Source organism: Algibacter mikhailovii, from assembly GCF_014651495.1.
Classification (GTDB): domain Bacteria; phylum Bacteroidota; class Bacteroidia; order Flavobacteriales; family Flavobacteriaceae; genus Algibacter_E; species Algibacter_E mikhailovii.
In genome coordinates, this window is record NZ_BMWZ01000005.1 from 383220 (window position 1) to 402013 (window position 18794).

The 18794-nt window shown below is 32.2% G+C and carries 14 protein-coding genes and 2 pseudogenes; 9 read left to right on the plus strand and 7 right to left on the minus strand.

Annotated elements, in window-relative coordinates; translation table 11 throughout:
* Nucleotides 1–49: 49 nt before the first annotated feature.
* A complete protein-coding gene (locus tag IE051_RS12785) occupies nt 50–1714 on the minus strand; it encodes a beta-N-acetylhexosaminidase (protein ID WP_189361241.1) in 1665 nt (554 codons plus the stop codon).
* Nucleotides 1715–1780: 66 nt separating this feature from the next.
* Nucleotides 1781–4180 (minus strand): glycoside hydrolase family 3 N-terminal domain-containing protein, encoded by a 2400-nt coding sequence (locus IE051_RS12790; protein ID WP_189361242.1) that lies wholly within the window; start codon nt 4178–4180, stop codon nt 1781–1783.
* Nucleotides 4181–4717: 537 nt separating this feature from the next.
* On the opposite strand from IE051_RS12790, the gene IE051_RS12795 reads away from it, so the two are divergent.
* From IE051_RS12795 to IE051_RS12820, 6 genes and pseudogenes are all read left to right on the plus strand, one after another.
* On the plus strand, nt 4718–6367 hold the full coding sequence (locus IE051_RS12795) for a T9SS type A sorting domain-containing protein (RefSeq protein ID WP_189361244.1): 1650 nt from the start codon (nt 4718–4720) through the stop codon (nt 6365–6367).
* 181 nt (nt 6368–6548) lie between these two features.
* Nucleotides 6549–6881 (plus strand): sulfatase-like hydrolase/transferase, encoded by a 333-nt coding sequence (locus IE051_RS12800; protein WP_189361246.1) that lies wholly within the window; start codon nt 6549–6551, stop codon nt 6879–6881.
* Between the two features lie 203 nt (nt 6882–7084).
* Nucleotides 7085–7291 (plus strand): hypothetical protein, encoded by a 207-nt coding sequence (locus IE051_RS12805; protein WP_189361248.1) that lies wholly within the window; start codon nt 7085–7087, stop codon nt 7289–7291.
* Nucleotides 7292–7308: 17 nt separating this feature from the next.
* Nucleotides 7309–7440 (plus strand): annotated as a pseudogene (locus IE051_RS18760) (hypothetical protein); the annotation flags it as partial.
* A 39-nt stretch (nt 7441–7479) separates the two neighbouring features.
* A complete protein-coding gene (locus tag IE051_RS12815) occupies nt 7480–7758 on the plus strand; it encodes a hypothetical protein (protein WP_189361250.1) in 279 nt (92 codons plus the stop codon).
* Between the two features lie 70 nt (nt 7759–7828).
* Nucleotides 7829–7966 (plus strand): hypothetical protein, encoded by a 138-nt coding sequence (locus IE051_RS12820; RefSeq protein ID WP_189361269.1) that lies wholly within the window; start codon nt 7829–7831, stop codon nt 7964–7966.
* Between the two features lie 548 nt (nt 7967–8514).
* Here the strand turns inward: IE051_RS12820 and IE051_RS12825 are convergent.
* Complete coding sequence (locus IE051_RS12825; RefSeq protein ID WP_189361272.1) at nt 8515–9705, minus strand: LamG-like jellyroll fold domain-containing protein; 1191 nt, start codon at nt 9703–9705, stop codon at nt 8515–8517.
* Between the two features lie 329 nt (nt 9706–10034).
* Here IE051_RS12825 and IE051_RS12830 point away from each other — a divergent pair, with 329 nt between their 5' ends.
* From IE051_RS12830 to IE051_RS12840, 3 genes are all read left to right on the plus strand, one after another.
* Nucleotides 10035–11684: an aryl-sulfate sulfotransferase gene (locus tag IE051_RS12830; RefSeq protein WP_189361274.1), complete on the plus strand. Its 1650-nt coding sequence runs from the start codon at nt 10035–10037 to the stop codon at nt 11682–11684.
* A 53-nt stretch (nt 11685–11737) separates the two neighbouring features.
* Nucleotides 11738–13420: an aryl-sulfate sulfotransferase gene (locus tag IE051_RS12835; RefSeq protein ID WP_189361276.1), complete on the plus strand. Its 1683-nt coding sequence runs from the start codon at nt 11738–11740 to the stop codon at nt 13418–13420.
* Between the two features lie 71 nt (nt 13421–13491).
* Entirely contained in the window at nt 13492–14139 is a 648-nt protein-coding gene (locus IE051_RS12840; protein ID WP_189361278.1) for a carbohydrate-binding family 9-like protein, read from the plus strand.
* Between the two features lie 138 nt (nt 14140–14277).
* Here IE051_RS12840 and IE051_RS12845 read toward each other — a convergent pair whose 3' ends face one another.
* The 4 genes and pseudogenes from IE051_RS12845 to IE051_RS12860 form a co-directional block, all read right to left on the minus strand.
* Nucleotides 14278–14985, minus strand: a complete 708-nt coding sequence (locus tag IE051_RS12845; protein ID WP_189361280.1) for an SGNH/GDSL hydrolase family protein — start codon at nt 14983–14985, stop codon at nt 14278–14280.
* Nucleotides 14986–15020: 35 nt separating this feature from the next.
* Nucleotides 15021–15167: pseudogene (locus tag IE051_RS18765) on the minus strand (electron transporter RnfD); the annotation flags it as partial.
* A 27-nt stretch (nt 15168–15194) separates the two neighbouring features.
* On the minus strand, nt 15195–15359 hold the full coding sequence (locus IE051_RS12855) for a hypothetical protein (protein ID WP_189361282.1): 165 nt from the start codon (nt 15357–15359) through the stop codon (nt 15195–15197).
* A 101-nt stretch (nt 15360–15460) separates the two neighbouring features.
* On the minus strand, nt 15461–18793 hold the full coding sequence (locus IE051_RS12860) for a VCBS repeat-containing protein (protein ID WP_189361284.1): 3333 nt from the start codon (nt 18791–18793) through the stop codon (nt 15461–15463).
* Nucleotide 18794 lies beyond the last annotated feature (1 nt).

An 18794-nucleotide genomic window follows, 5' to 3' on the forward strand; every position in this document is an offset into this window, starting at 1 on the left:
AATAGAATAAGGAGGACTCTATTATCATGTTTTCTTGGTAAAAAGGGTCTTAGTATCTCTTGTTATTTTTTGCGTAATTATAGTTTTTATCTTCATAGAGGTTGATTAAATCTTTTAATCTATTATTAAAATCACCCCAATTCTTTTTTTCTGGTTTACTCCAAAGAACCTCTGACAATGCTGCTAATCTAGGAAGGGCCATATATTCTAAATGCTCCATTTTTGGAATGTATTCTGTCCACATACATCCTTCTGCGCCTAAAATATATTTTTGTTCTTCTATTGATAATTCCTTGGGTAAAGGATTGTAACTATAGGTTTTTTTTAGTGAAACAACACCCCATTGAGCCAAGGGCGTTTTTTGTTTAAAATCAAGTGAATCTTGATATTTGTCAAAATACGTATGAGTTCCTGGAGACATGATAACATTATGATTCTGTTTGGCTGCTTTAATACCTCCTAACTCTCCCCGCCATGACATTACTGTAGCATTCTTACTTAATCCCCCTTCTAAAATTTCATCCCAACCAATAAGGCTCTTTCCTTTAGAAGTCAAAAATTTATCTAATTCTCCGATAAAATAACTCTGTAAACCCATTTCATCTTCAAGGTTATATTCTCTTATTAGATCTTGACAAAATTTTGAATCTTCCCAATGGGTTTTATTAGCTTCATCTCCCCCTATATGTACATAATTACTAGGGAATAACTCCATTACTTCGATTAATACGTCCTTAACAAAATTAATCGATTTTTTCGTGGGGCATAATATATTTGGGTGGACACCCCAACGTGTGGCCACTTCATAGCTTTCTTTACATCCAAATTCTGGATAGGCCGCTAATGCCGCAGAAAAATGACCTGGAACATCTATTTCAGGAATAACTTCTATGTATTTACTAGCTGCATATTGAACTATTTCTTTGATGTCTTCCTGGGTATAAAACCCACCATGAGGTTTACCGTCATAATCATTTGGATTTGGGATGTAGTTTTTTCTAAAATCCCATTTACCTGTTTGTTCCCATAGAACTTTTCTTGCATTGGAAGCCCTGAAATCCCCTTTCATAGTTTCTTTTCTAATTGAACCAATCTCTGTAAGTTTTGGATATTTTTTTATTTCAATACGCCAGCCTTGATCATCTGTTAGGTGCCAATGAAACTTATTGTATTTATGGAGTGCCATGATGTCCAAAAATTTTTTCACATCTGCAATTGGATAGAAATACCTTGATACGTCAAGCATCATACCCCGATAAGTAAATTGAGGAGCGTCATTAATGGTTACTCCGGGAAAACTATTATCTGTTTTTAATTGATTTAACGATTGTAATGCGTAAAATATACCAGCCTTATCGCCACCCTTAACCATAATGTTTTCAGGAGATATATTTATAGAATAGCCTTCCTTCTTGAGGTTTGTGTCAATTGAAAGAATCAGGCCATCATTATTGGGAATTTGAGATATTTCAACTTTATCAACCCCTAGTTCTTTAGCGTAAACGTTAGCAAGCTCGACTAAATTTTCCGTGTTGGCGATTATTTTGGTGTGTTCAGAAATCAAAAAACCCCTTCCCATTGTTGTTATTTGCGCTGGTATTGGTATAATGCCTTTTGCTACTAAAGGAATGTCATTTTTTTTCTTACATGAATTTAAAAAACATAGTACTAATAATATAAGTATGTAATTTCTATAATTATATAAATATTTCATCTTTAGTTTTTTTATAATACAATCATCATATGATCTATCTGCCTCCAATATATAAGATAAGAATGATTATAATTTGATATCTATTCTTTCGTTTAATCTAATATCATTGGACGATGCTCCTATCATAATATTGAACTCACCTGGTTCCACAACATATTTCATTTCTGTATTCCATAGTCCCATTTCTTGAATTGATAGTTCTAAGTCGACTGTTTTAGTTTCACCCTTTTTTAAATGAATTTTCTTAAATCCTTTTAATATTTTAACGGGAGTAGCTACACTACTATAAATGTCGTTATAATAAAGTTGAACAACTTCTTTGCCGTCGTAAGCTCCATTATTAGTAAGTTCAAACGATACTTTTATTAAGTCATCATTTACAGAATAACTGTTTTTATCAAGTTTTAAATTGCGATACTCAAAAGTGGTATAACTTAAACCGTAACCAAATTCAAATAATGGAACCGGTGTTTCAAAAACGTAATCACGACCAGGTGCCTTTATTGTTCCAGGTTTTCCATAAAAACCACGATGTGAAGGTTGATGATTATAAAAAACAGGAATTTGTCCAACAGTGCGTGGTACAGACAGTGTTAATTTTCCTGAAGGGTTTACATTACCAAATAGAACATCTGCAATAGCATTCCCTCCTTGTTCACCATTATACCAAGTCTCTACAATTGCGGGAAGATTTTCGTTTTCCCAAACAATACTGTATGGTCTACCGTGCACCATGACTAAAACAATGGGTTTTCCTGTAGCATGAATCGCTTTTATAAGTTCTGATTGGACGCCCGGAGGTCTTAAACTAGTTCTGTCATAACCTTCCCCTCCAGTAGGCGGATTAAGAGTTTCATCATCTACCTCAAAACTACTTTTTGGTCCTTCCCAACCAACTCCACCTAGTACCTTATGTGTTCCGCCAATAGCCAAAACTACAACGTCACTTTCCCTAGCGGCAGTGACTGCTGCAACAATACCACTTTTATCTAATTTAGATATATGGGTCCCTTTTGCATAATTCACTTTAACATTCTTACCTACTAAAGATTTAATTCCTTCTAAAATGGTAACACCTGTCGCTTTGTTTTTCGTTGCACTATAATCTCCATATTGGATTTGATCGGCATTTGGTCCAATTACAGCAATTGATTTTATTTTAGTTTGATCCAATGGTAAAAGATTGTTTTCATTTTTAAGTAAAATGATAGATTCTTCTGCTAGAGTACGTGATAATTTTATAGCTTCATATGTGTGAACAATTTCTTCTATTTTTTCTGGTTTTGAATACGGTCTTTCAAATAAACCTGCTTTAAACTTTGCTGTTAATATTCTACTAACAGCTTGATTTATAAGAGATTCTTCTAGTCTTCCTTCTTTTACAAGAGTGACCAAATTTTTATAAGTCATTGCTCCGGGAGCCTCGAGATCTGTTCCTCCTTTTAGAGCCATAATACCAGCCTCATCTCTAGTCTTTGCTACATTATGAAAATAAGAAGTCAGCATGTCTATTGCTTCATAATCAGAAAAGGTATAGCCCTTGAAACCTAATTCATCTCTTAAAACATCTCTTAATATTTTTTTATTAGCGTGAATAGGTACTCCATCAAGTTCATTATAAGAAGGCATTACTACATATACGTTAGCATCATCAATCGCTTTTTTAACAGGATAATAGTGTGTATTTCTTAATTCACGTTCACCTAAAGAAACAACGCCTAAATTTATACCACCTAACGGTGCGCTATAAGCCCCGAAGTGCTTTACGGTCGCCATTAATTTTCCTTCAGGAATTCCGTTTTTAGTAATTTCTTTCTCTCCTTGTAAACCATTCACAAATGCCACCCCCATTTTAGAGACTAAATATGGGTCTTCAGAGTAACTTTCTTCTGTTCTTCCCCAGCGTGGATCTCTTATGACGTCAAATACAGGAGATAAAGCTTGGTCAACACCCGAGGCTGATGCTTCTTTAGCCACTACCGCACTCATTTGTTTTATTAATTCTGGCTCCCAAGTACTTCCTAAGGCTATAGCTTGCGGGAAAATAGTTGTATCAAAAGCTAGGTAACCATGTAAGCCTTCTGCAATTTGAATGGCAGGAATACCTAAGCGTGTTTTATTCCTTAAATAACGATCAGTTGCTTCTGAAATAGTTGCAACATCTGCATAGTTTAAGAAAGGGCTTTCTACTGTTCCTGAACCAATACCTTTAAATAAGGTTTCAATATCATCATCATTTACCTTACCATTTTTATTTAATACTAATCCATTTAGCGTCACTTGATGCATTTGAGCAACTTTTTCTTCTAATGTCATTCTACCAATAAGATCTTTTACTCTTTTTTCTACAGGTTGAGATGGGTCTTTATATAATGCATTTTCTAATGAGCTACTTTTTATTGCGAAATCTTGACAGTTAAAACAAGTGGCTATTAGACATGAGCATAAGAATTTAATTATTTTCATGTTATGTCATTTTTTTAATTTGTACTTTTTATTAGTTTATTAGTTTATTAGTTTATTAGTGTTTGTAATTCTTTTATTTATTTGATTCTTAGAAATTCATGCTTAATGCCTTCGATCTATTATGAGTCTTTATTGACACTAAAAACGAGGAGTAATACATTTAGAATTAAAAGAACAACTATTGCAATTATTGAAAACTTCATTCTTATATTTTGATAATCTTATTTTATTACATTTTCGTAAAACTTTCAGTTTGTATTTGGAATAGTCTTTTTTAGTTTGTCAATTATTCTTTTATAAAGAGAAAATTTTATGTCTAGTACTCTATTCCATTATTTTTTCAAGGAATGGCTTTTAAATTTTTATTCTAGATATTATTTTAAAATTCATATTTGGCATTTTTACCTAATGGTAATTAATGCAAAATATGGTCAAATATAATCAAATTATTGAATGTGCACGAGCACATCTTACTTTTTTTATTATATTTGCATAATATTAAGTACATGAATCTATTCCCCATTTAAAATAAATAATATGAAAAACAAGTTGGTTTTAGTATTAATACTACTGCTTAGTATTAATAAAGTTGTCTCACAAGGTTCTGTAGTTGTTTATAACAGCCAGGCAGGAATATCTACAATAAATGGTACCCCATTTTTTCCTAAAGGAATTTATACGGGTAATGGAGTTGCTCTTTCCCTTGACTGGGAAAACATTAAGAATCAGGGATATAATATTATACAAAGTTACCATTTTCCTAATTTGAGCGATGCCAATATTCTTACTGTTATGAATAGGGCAGAAATTGAGGGCGTATATGTCCTTTTTATGTTAAATCAGAATGATGTAAGTGGAGGGAATCTCAATAATATAATTGCTAAAGTAAATAAATTTAAGAATCATAATGCATTGTATGGTTGGTATTTAATAGATGAGCCAGATTTGCAAGGAATAAGTTCTACTAAAGTAAACGATGCCTATAACGCAATAAAAAGTAATGATGCTAATCACCCTGTATTTATATCTACTTTTGACTTTGATGGCTATCAATCTGGCGCTGATGTGGATATGCATCAGTTTTATGAAGGAAGACCAGATTTCATGAAAACAACTTTTTTAAACAAGGCTAATGGTAATGTTCCTCGAATAGGCTATATAGATTTGGTAAATAGTGCGTTATATAATAAAACAAATACGAGTTGGCTTGCTATTATTAATTTACATTCAACGCGTTTTAATAGTCCAAGAGGTCTTCCCGAAGACCAAGATGCAGGAAAAAATGTAAGTCCTGCACAATTTTATCATAGCTCAAGTACGCTTACTGGTACTGAAAGGTCTAACAGAGGGTTTGATATGCAATTGAATTATGTTGCTAAAGACATTGTACCTTTTGGAAAAAAACCTGTGTTTCCTTCATCTGGTGGAGTATATACGGCTAATTCGAATTTCCCAATGACTACCAATAGATTTAGAGGTCAAGTAACTAGTGCTTTAGCCTATGGTTCTAATGCTATATTTGGCTGGTTATGGGAAAATGATGCGTATAGTAACCCGCCCGGACTTAACAATAGGTGGGGATATTATACGATTTTTCATCACACACCAACAAAAAACACCTCTAAAACGGTCTTGTCTGAAGTTTCACAATTTGAAGACATGTTAATAACGGCTAAAGATGAGGATGTTAGAGGTAATATTCTTGAAGGAAATCTGACTTATAGATATATAAAAAAGGGGGATAGAGAATTAATTATAGTTGTTAATGAACAACCTGATGGTAGCCCTCTATCGGCTTCAATAGCGTCATTTATTTTGCCAGACGGAGCAAGTACTTCAGGGTATATGCAATTAGAGGGTAGTAACAAATCCCCAATTGATTTAAGTGGGTTTACAATCCCTGGGAGAAGTGGAATCTTTTTTTTAAAAGGAAATTCTTTAAGCATTAACGAGAATAAATTAAGTGACATGGTGCTTTATCCAAATCCAGTCAAAGAAAGTTTTAGAATAAAAGGAGTTAATAATGCAAAAATTCAAGTTTTTGATGCTAGAGGAAGTATGGTATTAGATTATAATCAATATAAAGGCACTAAAATCTCCGTAAACAAATTACAATCTGGGTTTTATTTTGTTCGTGTAGTAGATGAAAATAAGAGTCAAAAAACTATAAAACTTGTTATTAAATAAGTGAATTAAATATAGTGAAATTTATGTCAAATTATAATTTGTTCTGTAAGAGTTTAAGCGTTTGGATAAGGATTTAAAAAGATGTTTTATTAATTAAAAGTGTTTTTTTATATTGAAGCTTACTATTATGGTATCTAGAATTACAGTTATATTTTTGCCTTTTTTAATACGGTCCTCTTGCTTGAAATCAACAAAAAGTAAAGGATTTAAAAAGCCTGTAAAAAAACCAAATATACTATGGTTTGTTGCGGAAGATTTGGGGCCCTATTTGGAATCGAATGGAGATTCTACAATACATACAACAAACCCTAGTAGGTTGGCATCGGAAGGTGTTATTTACACTAATGTTTATTCTACCTCCAGGGTTTGTTCGCCTAGTCGTGCTGCTATTATAACAGGCATGTACCCAACAAGTATAGAAGTAAATCACATGCGTACCACCTCTCATACAGAAGACACTGAGCGGCCTTCATATGAAGCTGTTCTAGAACCACAAGTACGTATGTTAAGTTAACAATCACATTTAAATGGATATTATTGTACAAATAATAGTAAAACCGATTATCAATTCACCGCTCCGGTTACGGCATGGGATGAGAGTAATTGGTATGCTCATTGGCGTGGAAAAAAAATAACCAGCCTTTTATCTCTGTTTTCAACTTTGAAACTACGCAGGAATCTAGGTTATTTGAGCCATACGGATTTTATAAAAATGAGATGCGTCACTATAAATCTGGAGATAAATCACTAGAACGCTTCCCATGGGATCCTAGAATGTCCGAAAACAAAACTCCAGTGCATGTTTCAAAAAATCTTAAATTCCCTATTTCACCTTATTTACAAGATACAGATAATATGCGCAGGAATTTTGGAAAATGTATAATAATATTGCCGAAATGGATAAACAACTTGGGATTATTTTAAACTAGTTAGAAGTCAATGGACTTCTCGAAGAAATCATTATTTTCTTTTATGACGATCACGGTGGTCCATTGTCAAGACAAAAATGGCTGTTATACGATAGCGGGCTTAAAGTACCCATGATTATTCGTTTTCCCAGTAGAAAACATTGAGAAAGAAAAGATGACCAATTGATAAGTTTCGTGGATTTTTTGCCTACGATACTATCTTTAGCTGATATAGAATCACCTAATTATTTGTATGGGCAAGCATTTTTGGGTGAGTATAAAATTGAAAAGAAACGTAACTATATACAATCAGCGGCTGATAGATTTGATAAATTTACGGATGTTATTAGAGCCCTAAGAAGCAAAGGTTTTAAATATATTAGGAATTACACACCAGAGCAAGGATATTATCTTCCTGTTAGTTACAGAGAGCATATTCCTTCAATGAGTGAATTATTAGAATTACATAAAAAAGAAAATTGAACAAAGAGCAGGCCTTGTGGTTTAGAGAAAAAAAATAGGGAAGATCTATATAATTGTGAAACGGACCCACATGAATTACATAATTTGGCTTCTAATCCTGACTATTCAAAAATCATGGATGTCCTTAAGGAATGAAATGGACAGATGGATATTTCACGTTGGAGACCAACCAAATCTCCCCGAAGTAGAATTAATACATCAACTATAGGAAGGTATTAGTCGACCTTCTACTAGCGAACCAATAATTTGCATAAAAAATAAATTGATGGAAATTTCTTGTATAACTGAGGGAGCTTCTATTGCAAATAATTTAATAAAAGAGGAGATACCATTGAGTTGAAATATTTACAGGCAACCTTTTGAAATTTCTGAAGGGGAAAAAATTATTGTAAATCCTCATAGAATAGGCTTTAAACCAAGTAAAAATATTGAATTTACTGCATATTGAAAACCATGAATTTATTCAAGCCAAAAACAAGGAAGATTCCATTTAATCTTTTATTAATCCCCTTTTTTTTTATGAAGATGGGTTTGGTTAAAACTGGTGAATTGCCGGTATGGACTTGCCAGATAAGCGTTTATATTTAAATTATTTGAGCTAACCCTCTGTTTTATTAACAAAATTTAGGCTCATTTAATATCCCAACTTTTAACTTATAAAGCAATCAATATTCTTAATCAGAATTCAAAATGAATATGGTAAAAAAAAGCCTCTATTGAAATTCAATAGAGGCTCTTAGGCTATAATTAAGGCTGTTATTTTATAATTATTTTTTTAGAGATACCCGTACCATTTTTTAGATTAACCGATACAATGTAAACTCCAGGACTTAAAGTGCTAATGTCTAAGTTGTCCGTGTTATCAGATTTAACTATCTGGCCTAATAAACTAGTTAATTTCATATTTGCAACAGCAATGCTTTTTTTAGTTTTAACATATAAATAATTAGCATGTCTATATATTGAAACCTGATTAACAGCAAAATCTGCAGTACTCAATGGTTGACAACTAAAAGATGTAAAACTAATGGCAGTTAAATCTGGATCATAAGATGGATTTGCTCCATTACTTACACCCGTTAAGGTTAAATCTTTGACAATTGTGCCCTCCGATGCATAATCTGAATAATCGTTTTGACCTACAAGTACCACTTTTATTGTGTTAGCAGCTAAATCAGCTTCAGATTGTGAAAAGTTAATAGCAACACGTAAGTCTGGGTCTACAGCAGTCCCATCTGAGGCTATTGCTTCACAACTATCACCGCTAATTTCAAGCAATGTTCTTGCTTTTCTATACGCTCTAAATAAGGCCATTTCGCCTTTATACGGATTTTGTTCATTGGCATAAACTTGTGCACCATCTACATCACCAAAATTATTATAATTCCCTACAGCGATTCGATCTGTGGCGTAGGCAAAAATGGAATAGTTTGGAGTGCCATTAATGGTAGCATCCATAACACCGTCTATGTAAAGCATAAGTTCAGTAGCAAAAGTCCCGCCATTTACTTGCCCTACCAACGCAATATGATGCCAAGTGTCATCAAACACGGTTGTGGCAGAATTGACATTTACAATATCTGTTGGTCCAGCAGCATCATGGAAGAATACTTTTAGTTTACCTGTACCGTCTCCTTTAATGGAGAATTCTGGTTTGCCAAACCCTCCTTCACTGTATACATTACCAGATTCTGAAGTGCTTGACTTCACCCATGCCTGCCAAGTGAAATTTCCAGATTGTCCCCTCATTGTGGATTCTGCAAGATCTTGAAATAAAAGAGGGAAGGTTCCAGATGTTGTTCTAGTATAAAATCCAATACCATTTGTACCGGCTAGACCTAAAAAATCAAAATTAAAGGCTTCCTGTCCAGAAACGCTTTTAGGTGCAAGCATAAAAGAAATGCTTAAACATGTGAGCATTAAAAATTTTAAGGTAATTTTTTTCATTTTTAAATAGTTTAAATTAATAATAATTGATGTTAAATAAATTTCATTGATAAATTCGATTCTAAATAATATTAAACTTATGTGTTTATAAGGTTATATTTTAAATATTGTGTTATCGAGCACATTTTTTATTCAAAACCTAGTTGTTAAATACATGTATGATTTCAATAAAAAGCTGCTTAGTTTAGGTTAAATCTAGGATGTTCAATATATATTTTCTGTAAATATAGTAAAATATTTCTAAATGTGCTCGTGCACATAATTTTTTTTGTTACATTTGAACTTTATCTTTTATAATTCATAAGCTAAAAGGGAATAAAACCAATTCTATGAAAAATATTCGCCTGTTTATTCTGTTTTTTTTAATTAATTGTTGTTTTACAATAGGTCAAAATACCGTAGGGATATTATCTAATACCGCTAATTCTTTTGTTGGATATACACTGTTTACAAGCCAGAAAGAAACTTACCTAATTGATAACTGTGGACGTGTTATTAACCAATGGACTAGTCAGTACAACCCTGGAAACGCTGTTTATTTGCTAGAAAATGGTGATTTATTACGAGCTGCTAAAATTTCTAATGATTATATTAATTTTGGGGGAACCGGGGGAAGAGTAGAAAAATTTGATTGGGATGGTAATCTTATATGGGAATTTGAATATAATGACCAAAATAAACGCTTACATCATGATATTTATCCTATGCCAAATGGTAATGTTTTATTGCTTGCCGTTACCGTAATTGATAATGCTGATGCGATAGAAGCTGGTAGAGACCCAAATAATTTGGTTGGAATTGATTTATACAATGAAAAGATTTTTGAAGTTGAACCGATAGGTAATAGTGGTGGTAATATAGTTTGGGAGTGGAACATTATGGATCATTTAATTCAAGATTTTGATGATACCAAAAGTAATTTTGGAGAGGTTAGCAAGCATCCAGAATTATTGGATATTAATTATCTAGGTAATAGTGCAGGAAAAGCAAATTGGTTGCATTTTAATTCTATTCAATATAATGATGCATTAAATCAGATTGTGATTAGCTCCCGTTTAATGAGTGAGATTTATATCATTGATCATTCTACAACTACAAATGAAAGCTCGAATCATACTGGAGGAAATTATGGTAAAGGCGGTGATTTTTTGTATCGCTGGGGAAACCCTCAAGTTTATAACCATGGAACTGAAGAGGATCGTCAACTTTTTGGACAACACTTCCCCTATATTATTCCTAATGGATTACCTGACGCCGGTAAAATTATCTTATTTAATAATGGGTATACAAGAACCCCTGATTTTTCTCAAATATTTAAACTCAGCCTGCCTGCAATTTCTCCAGGTATTTACTCATATGATTCTAATTTTCCTTATGGGCCGTTAGTGCCAGATTTTATATATACTAACCCCATTGATCCTAGTCTTTTTTCAGCAGGTTTTGTTTCTGGTGCTCAGCAACTTCCAAATGGAAATATTTTGATATGTAATGGGCCCATTGGAAATTTGTTTGAAGTTGATACGAGTGGTAAAACCGTTTGGGAATATATCAATCCTTCTACAAAAAATGGAGTTTGGGAACAGGGGATACGCTTTGATCCATATACCGATACAAATACTGTTTTTAGAGCTACAAGGTATGCTTTAGACTATCTAGCTTTTGAAGGTAAAACACTTATTCCTGGAAATACTATTGAAACTGGATCAAGTAATTACAATTGTCAATTACTTAGTGCAAATAGAAATGACTTTAAAAATATTACAATTTACCCTAATCCTGTAGAACATAATCTACATTTAAAATCAATCAAAACAATTAGGAAAGTTGAAATATATGATATTTTCGGTAAACTAGTTAAAACATATAATGCCAATAATATAAAAACTTTAAATGTGTCGTACTTAAAAACAGGAATATATTTAATGAAATTATATGATGGGCTTAACTACTCAATTAATGAAAGATTCGTAAAAAAGTAAAAGGAAAAATTTATACTCTTATTATGGGATTTATTAAAGTTAATTTATAAGAAATGCGAATATTATTTATTGGTTTTATACTGATTACTATTAATATAAGTTTTGTTTTCTCTCAAGGTAACACGGTTGGTATAATTTCTAATACCTCTAATTCTTATGAAGGGTATACTTTGTTTACAACTGGAAAAAAAACATTTTTAATTGATAATTGTGGTCAGCTTATTAAAGAATGGGCAAGTTTAAATGATCCTGGGAATTCTGTATATCTACTGGACAATGGTAATTTATTAAGAGGTACAAAGTTATCCAGTACATCCTCTATTAATTTTGGAGGAACTGGAGGAGGTGTTGAAATGTTTGATTGGGATGGTAATCTAATCTGGGAGTACGAATATAATACGACAGAGCACCGGCAACATCATGATGTATATCCCATGCCAAATGGAAATGTATTGATGTTAGCGGCTAGTGTTATGTCCTTTAAAGAAGCTGTTCAGGCAGGTCGAAATCCCGCTAAGTTAAAGGATGAGAATGGAAACGAACTGACTCTATTCAATGAGCAAATACTCGAGTTAAAGCCAATTGGTAGGAATGATGCTGAAATCGTTTGGGAATGGAATATTAAAGATCATGTAATTCAAGATTTTGATATTACTGTAGATAATTTTGATATTGTGGCAGATCATCCAGAACTTTTAGATATTAATTATTTGGGTTCTGAATCCATTTTATTAGGTAATTCTAATTGGTTGCATTTTAATTCAATTCAATACAATGCTACCCTAGATCAAATAGTGATAAGTTCTAGGTTAATGAATGAAATTTATATAATTGATCATGGTACAACTACTGCTGAAGCCGCCTCTCATACTAATGGTTATCGAGGGAAAGGAGGTGATTTTTTATACCGTTGGGGTAACCCTGAAGCTTATGATCAAGGAACATCTATAGATAAAAAGCTATTTGGGCAACATTCACCTTATATTATTCCGGATGGTTATCCAGATGCCGGTGCAATTATGGTCTATAATAATGGTTTTGGTAGGTTTCCTGAATATTCAGAAGTTTTCATAATAGAACCTCCTAGAAGTGCTCCAGGTATTTATACTCACTTACCTGGCATTGCTTTTGGGCCAGCTGAACCAATAATCAAATATGGTGATGAAACAAATACAGGTTTATATTCTGCCATTTTATCAAGTGCTCAAAATTTGCCTAATGGTAATATTTTGATATGTGAAGGAGCATCAGGTCATTTTTCAGAGATTAATGCTAATAAAGATGTCGTGTGGGAATATATTAATCCATATACTGCAAATCTTGGCCCTATGTCACAAGGAGAGGATCCCACCAATACGGCTAATAGAGCCTTTAGAGCCACACGATATAATAAAGACTATGGAGCTTTTGTAGGTAAAAGCTTAAATCCTGGAAGCCGCATTGAATTGGGTGTGAGTAATTATAATTGTGATATTCTAAGCACAAATAAAAATGAGTCTTTGAAGATGCTATTATATCCTAACCCAGTAAAGAACATTTTAAATGTTAAATCTCAAGTGGGGATAAATAAATATGAAATATATGACCTTTTGGGGAACTTAATCAATTTTCGTATTGACAAGAATATTCAAGTTATTGATGTATCTCATCTTAAAACTGGCGTGTATATAGTTAAACTGTATGAGGAATATAATAATTCCATTACAAAAAGGATTGTAAAACAGATAATCAATTAGCAATTCAAAAAACATATAGCAGATTTGACTATTTATTTTGATATAAAAATGATAATTATTTAAAACTTTTAATGAAACCTAATACAAAAATATATAATGTAAGTCGTGTCGAGGCCGGCAGATTAATTAATGGAAAAGGAAATCTTGATATATGGGATAAAGCTATTGTTTTAAACGATTTTGCGTCACCTTGGGAAAATACGGTTATTGATGATATTGAATTTAGAGCACTTCATAATAGTGAAAATTTGTTTTTTCAATTTAAAGTCTATGATTCTAAAATTCATATTAATCAGGCAGATAATAGCTATGTTAGTATAGGTAATTCTGACAGAGTAGAACTTTTTTTTAGAACGAATGAATCGCTTGATCCATACTATTGTTTAGAGATTGACCCAATTTCAAGAATGATGGATTTTAAGGCTAGACCGAATAAGCTTTTTGATTATAATTGGAATTGGCCCAAAACGGATATTTCAATAAAATCTAAAATTTGCAAAGAATGTTTTGTGGTAGAAGTAGCTATAAGTTTTTTTTCCCTAAAAGCTTTTAACTTAATACATGATAATATCATTGAAGCAGGAATTTTTCGCGCCAAATATCGCAAACAAGAGTGTGGGGCTTACAAACCTACTTGGATAACATGGGTAAACCCATTGACTGAAATACCAGATTTTCATGGACCTACTTCCTTTGGAAGATTAAAACTTGAAAATTAATAGAATTCAATAAAAATTGTTTTATTCGTACATTAAAGTAAGCTTTATGGTTTGAGTTTTTTTAATAATCCAGTCCATATTCGTTAAGAATTATTTTATTCAAAAGCAAGGAATTCTTCACCCCCTAATCTGTTTTTATTACCATATTATATTGGCATCAATAAAATTAATCAGATTGTTCGCCATACATTCTTGTTCAGATATAGATGGGTGTCCTGAAGTGTTTTTGAATGGAACAATATGAGAATAAATTTTAGTATCATTAAGCTGTACCACTGCTTCTTTAATATATGAAGGCCATATTGAGCCAACTCTAGAAGCATCCATATTACCTAACATGCAAATAATATGTGTTTCGGGATATATTCGTCTTGGGTAACTTATAAATTTTTTATAAGCTTCAATGAACTCAATAGAGTTTGGTGATGAAATCAGCCATGAATCATTTTGAAGAATATTGATAATTACTAAGTCTGGTGAAAATTTAGAAAAATCCCAAGCACTACCTGCAATGTTTGGATTTAAACTATTAAACATTTGATGCATAATAAGAGGAAACCAACTAATAGTTAAACCAATACCTGATAAACATATATTTCTATATTCAGCTTTATAATTTCCGCCTACTATGGATGTATAGCTATGATAATTGTTTTCGTATTTAGGATCTCTGTCATCACTAAGTAGTGGGTCATCTACAGCTAGCCCTTGCGTAATTGAATTACCATAAAGTTCTATTTTTTTCTTTCTAGAAGTTGTTTTGTTTATTATAGGTGCTACTTCTCCGGTTATTTTAAAGCCATAAAAATTGGTTGTTCCACGATCCCAAACTGTTCTTTTAAACAATTCAATTGTATGATTTCCAGCAGATAAGTAAGAAGCTAAAGTGTGATATTTTTTGTATTTGTTATTTGTGTGGTAGACCTTACTTCACCGCAAATTATAACATTGAAATAATCATCATTTATACTTCCTTCTAAGAGAGCTTCAATAGTTTCACCTTCTATGTTTACTTCAATTGAAGATCCAGACCAATAGAGTTGTCATGTTTCAAATTAGATAGTATCAATTCGACCTAAATATGTTAATTTAGGGTTGTCATGATTTACAACTAAGGTTTTTATTTCTTTTATAATATCTGCTTGAGCTAGGTTATTTGTATTATCAGTATTACTTTCATTAAAAGCTAATAAGAAGAAAAAAATAATTAGGGAATTCATTGTTTTGTAATACATCTTAGGGTTTATTTTGTGAGGTAAAAAAAGGTTTGTAAATTTTATTTAAAGAGGAGAAGTAGAAATATTTGATAAGAAATATTTAATCACCTTAAAATATAAAATTGGTGCATGTCATTGTTATTGCTTACAAAAACATAATTCTTTTTATGATTTTTTAAAAGTAATAGACCTCTTACGTCTCTATCTGCTACAAAACCAGAGAATCTATTGGGTATAAAGTTGAATTCACCGCCCTGTTGTCCTTTTAGGAAAAAACCAGTACCGGCATCGGCTCTAGTCGTTTCTACTTCAGACATATAATTATTACCAGCCATAAGTAGATCTTTAATACCATCATGGTCAAAATCTTCATATATAATACTATTTATTGGTGCTATTTGGGCTTCATTTGTAAAAGGCATGAATGTATATCCTGACGCCTTATTGTTAATAAATATCCCAGATCTAAATTCATTAGCTTCGTAATGTAAGGAAGTGTTGATTCCTTCTCCTAGAATGTCTTTAATACCTGCATTCGCAAAATCATTATAATTCTTGAATTTTTGACTTAAATGAGGCATTTGTTGTGCTGTACATGATTTTCCTCTAACCGGAACCTCACTACCATTATAATATTTGGCTAACATAATATCTTCACTACCATTGTTGTCAAAATCTTTAGTATATATATGAAATGGCTGTTCTAGGGAGGCGTGGAATTTATAATTTAGGCCAAGATTACCTGCTATAATGTCTAGATCGCCATCACCATCAACATCTTTTACCAAAATAGTGTTCCACCACCCAATAGTAGTCGCAAGTGAATGATGTGTTTTATCTTTAGATAATTTACCGTTATTATTTAGAAAAACGGTAATGCCCGTCCATGCTCCTGCAACCACCAAATCTAAATCACTATCATTATCCATATCAACCCATTGGGCGCAGGTAAGCATGCCTATGTTTTCTAGTTCAGGGGCATGATTATCAATTTCATCTGTAAAATCACCGTTATTGTTAATCAGTAAATAACTTTTAGGGGCATAAGGGTATTTGTCAGGAATGACCCTGCTGCCAACAAAAAGGTCATTATCACCATCACCATCATAATCAGCAGAAATGACAACGGAACCTACAGAATTGACAGTCGGTAAATTTGATTTTGACCGCACAAAATGTCCATTGTTGTTAATATATAATCTATCCTGAAGAAGGGGAGAATCTTCTCTAAATTCGTAACTACCACTGGCCACATATAAATCTAAATCATTATCACCGTCTGCGTCAAAAAATACAGCACTAATATCTTCATATTTTTTATCTTCACTAAAGATTTTGGAAGCAATAATATTGAATTTTCCTGATAGTGTTCCTAGTAAAATCTTGCCACTTTGTCCATGAGCACCTCCAATAAAAAGGTCGTCAATACCATCTTTATTTATATCGGCTTTAGCAATGGCTGGTCCTAATTGAGATAATTTATGAGGTAATAATAGTTGTATATCATAATCATTAAAAACCTTTTCTTTATGAGAATAGGGAGTGTTTAGTTCTTCGAAAAGTTTGTTGTATTTTAATTTAGGTTTATTTGACACATGTCTTTTATCATATTTAATTTGGAGTAGTGTGTCTATGGGGGTGGTTGTTATATTTTGAATTTTTCCATTAGGCCATTGAATCTGTAAAGAATCTATTGAGGTATTATTTGGGATTCCAAAATGTATTTGGTTTGGAGTTGAAGACAGGTAACCTCTTGAATTTATTAAACTATGTGATTGTAGTTCACCATTATTTAAGTATAATTTAGCCGTTGTCCCAACACCATTTCTGTTCTTGTAATAATCGGAAAAAGAGAGCTTTAAATAACTGCCTTTATTTTGTTCAATAGCATTGTTTTTTAAAACCGTAGCTGCTTCATCAATATTATTTACTATCAAATCTAAATCACCGTCATTGTCTAAATCTGCATAAGTTGCCCCATTAGAAAATGTAGCACCAAAATTACCCCATGTGTTTTCGGCCTTTGAAAATGTTAGGTCCTTATTGTTTTTATAGAAATAATTATATGCTTTTTCTTGGGGAAGCATTTGAGTATATTCTAAAAAATCTTTCTTAGTAGGTTTTCGCCGTCTTGATCTCAGAATATTTAAAATCTCATTGTTTTTATCTCGAGACATTAAATCTCTATAAATACCATTTGAGATAAAAATATCCTTATATCCATCTAAATCAAAATCGGCTAATAAAACAGCCCAACTCCAGTCTGTTTTTGCTATTCCAGCTAGATTTGCAATTTCACTAAAAGTATCATTACCATTATTTAATTGTAGTACATTATGCATATATTGATAATGATACCCCTTGTCAATCATTTCTTGAAATTTATTTATTGACGTCATGGACATGGTTGTTTTTGATCGTATATAATCTTCTGGACTCATATCTAATACAACCATATCATTAAGACCATCATTATTAATATCCGCCATGTCACTGCCCATACTTGTATTTGACATATGTTTAAACATAGTGTCTCGAGAATCAGAAAAAGTGCCATTTTTATTATTTATATAAGCAAAGTCTGGGATGGAAAAATCATTACTAACATAAACATCTAGCCAACCATCGTTATTTAAATCGCCTACCTGAGGATTAAGTCCAAAACCAATATCTCTTTTAATTCCTGCTTTTAGAGATACGTCAACAAAGTGATTGTTTCCATTATTTCTATATAATTTATCACTTCCTTTTAATAAATCGGTTTCTGGGTTATTCTCTACATCTTTTAAGTTTATTATTTTACGACTATTAGGATTCATATTTGGAGCATTAGAAAGAAATAAATCTAAATCACCGTCATTATCGTAGTCAAAAAATGAGGCGCCAATACCTCTATTAGTATCATCTACCCCAAACGCATTAGCCTTTTCTGTAAAGGTAAAATCACCATTATTAATATATAATAAGTTGGATAGTATTGCGTCATCATTAGTCCAGCCACCTCTACAAATGTAAACATCTAAATAACCATCATTATTAACATCAGCTACAGTTGTTCCCATGTCAAAACCAGATTCATCAGTAATCCCGGATACTTCACTAACATCTTCAAATACAAATTTCCCTTTATTTTTGTAGAGTTTATTTTGCCCTTGCCCAGACGTGAAAAACAAATCTATTAAGCCATCATTATCAAAATCAGCTGCAGCTACACCGCCACTTACATAGGAATACACATAGTTGTAATAATTGAAATCTTCAGATTCTACAATGGTATTTATAAAATTGATATTTGATGAATCTTTTGAAATGGCAGAAAACAAATACTCAGTCTTTTTAGGCAACTCTTTACTTAAAACTTCTTTTTTTGAGTTTTTATCAGCACAATTAAAAACGGTTAAAAAAGAGAATAGAAAAACTAAAGTGGTAAATTTCATA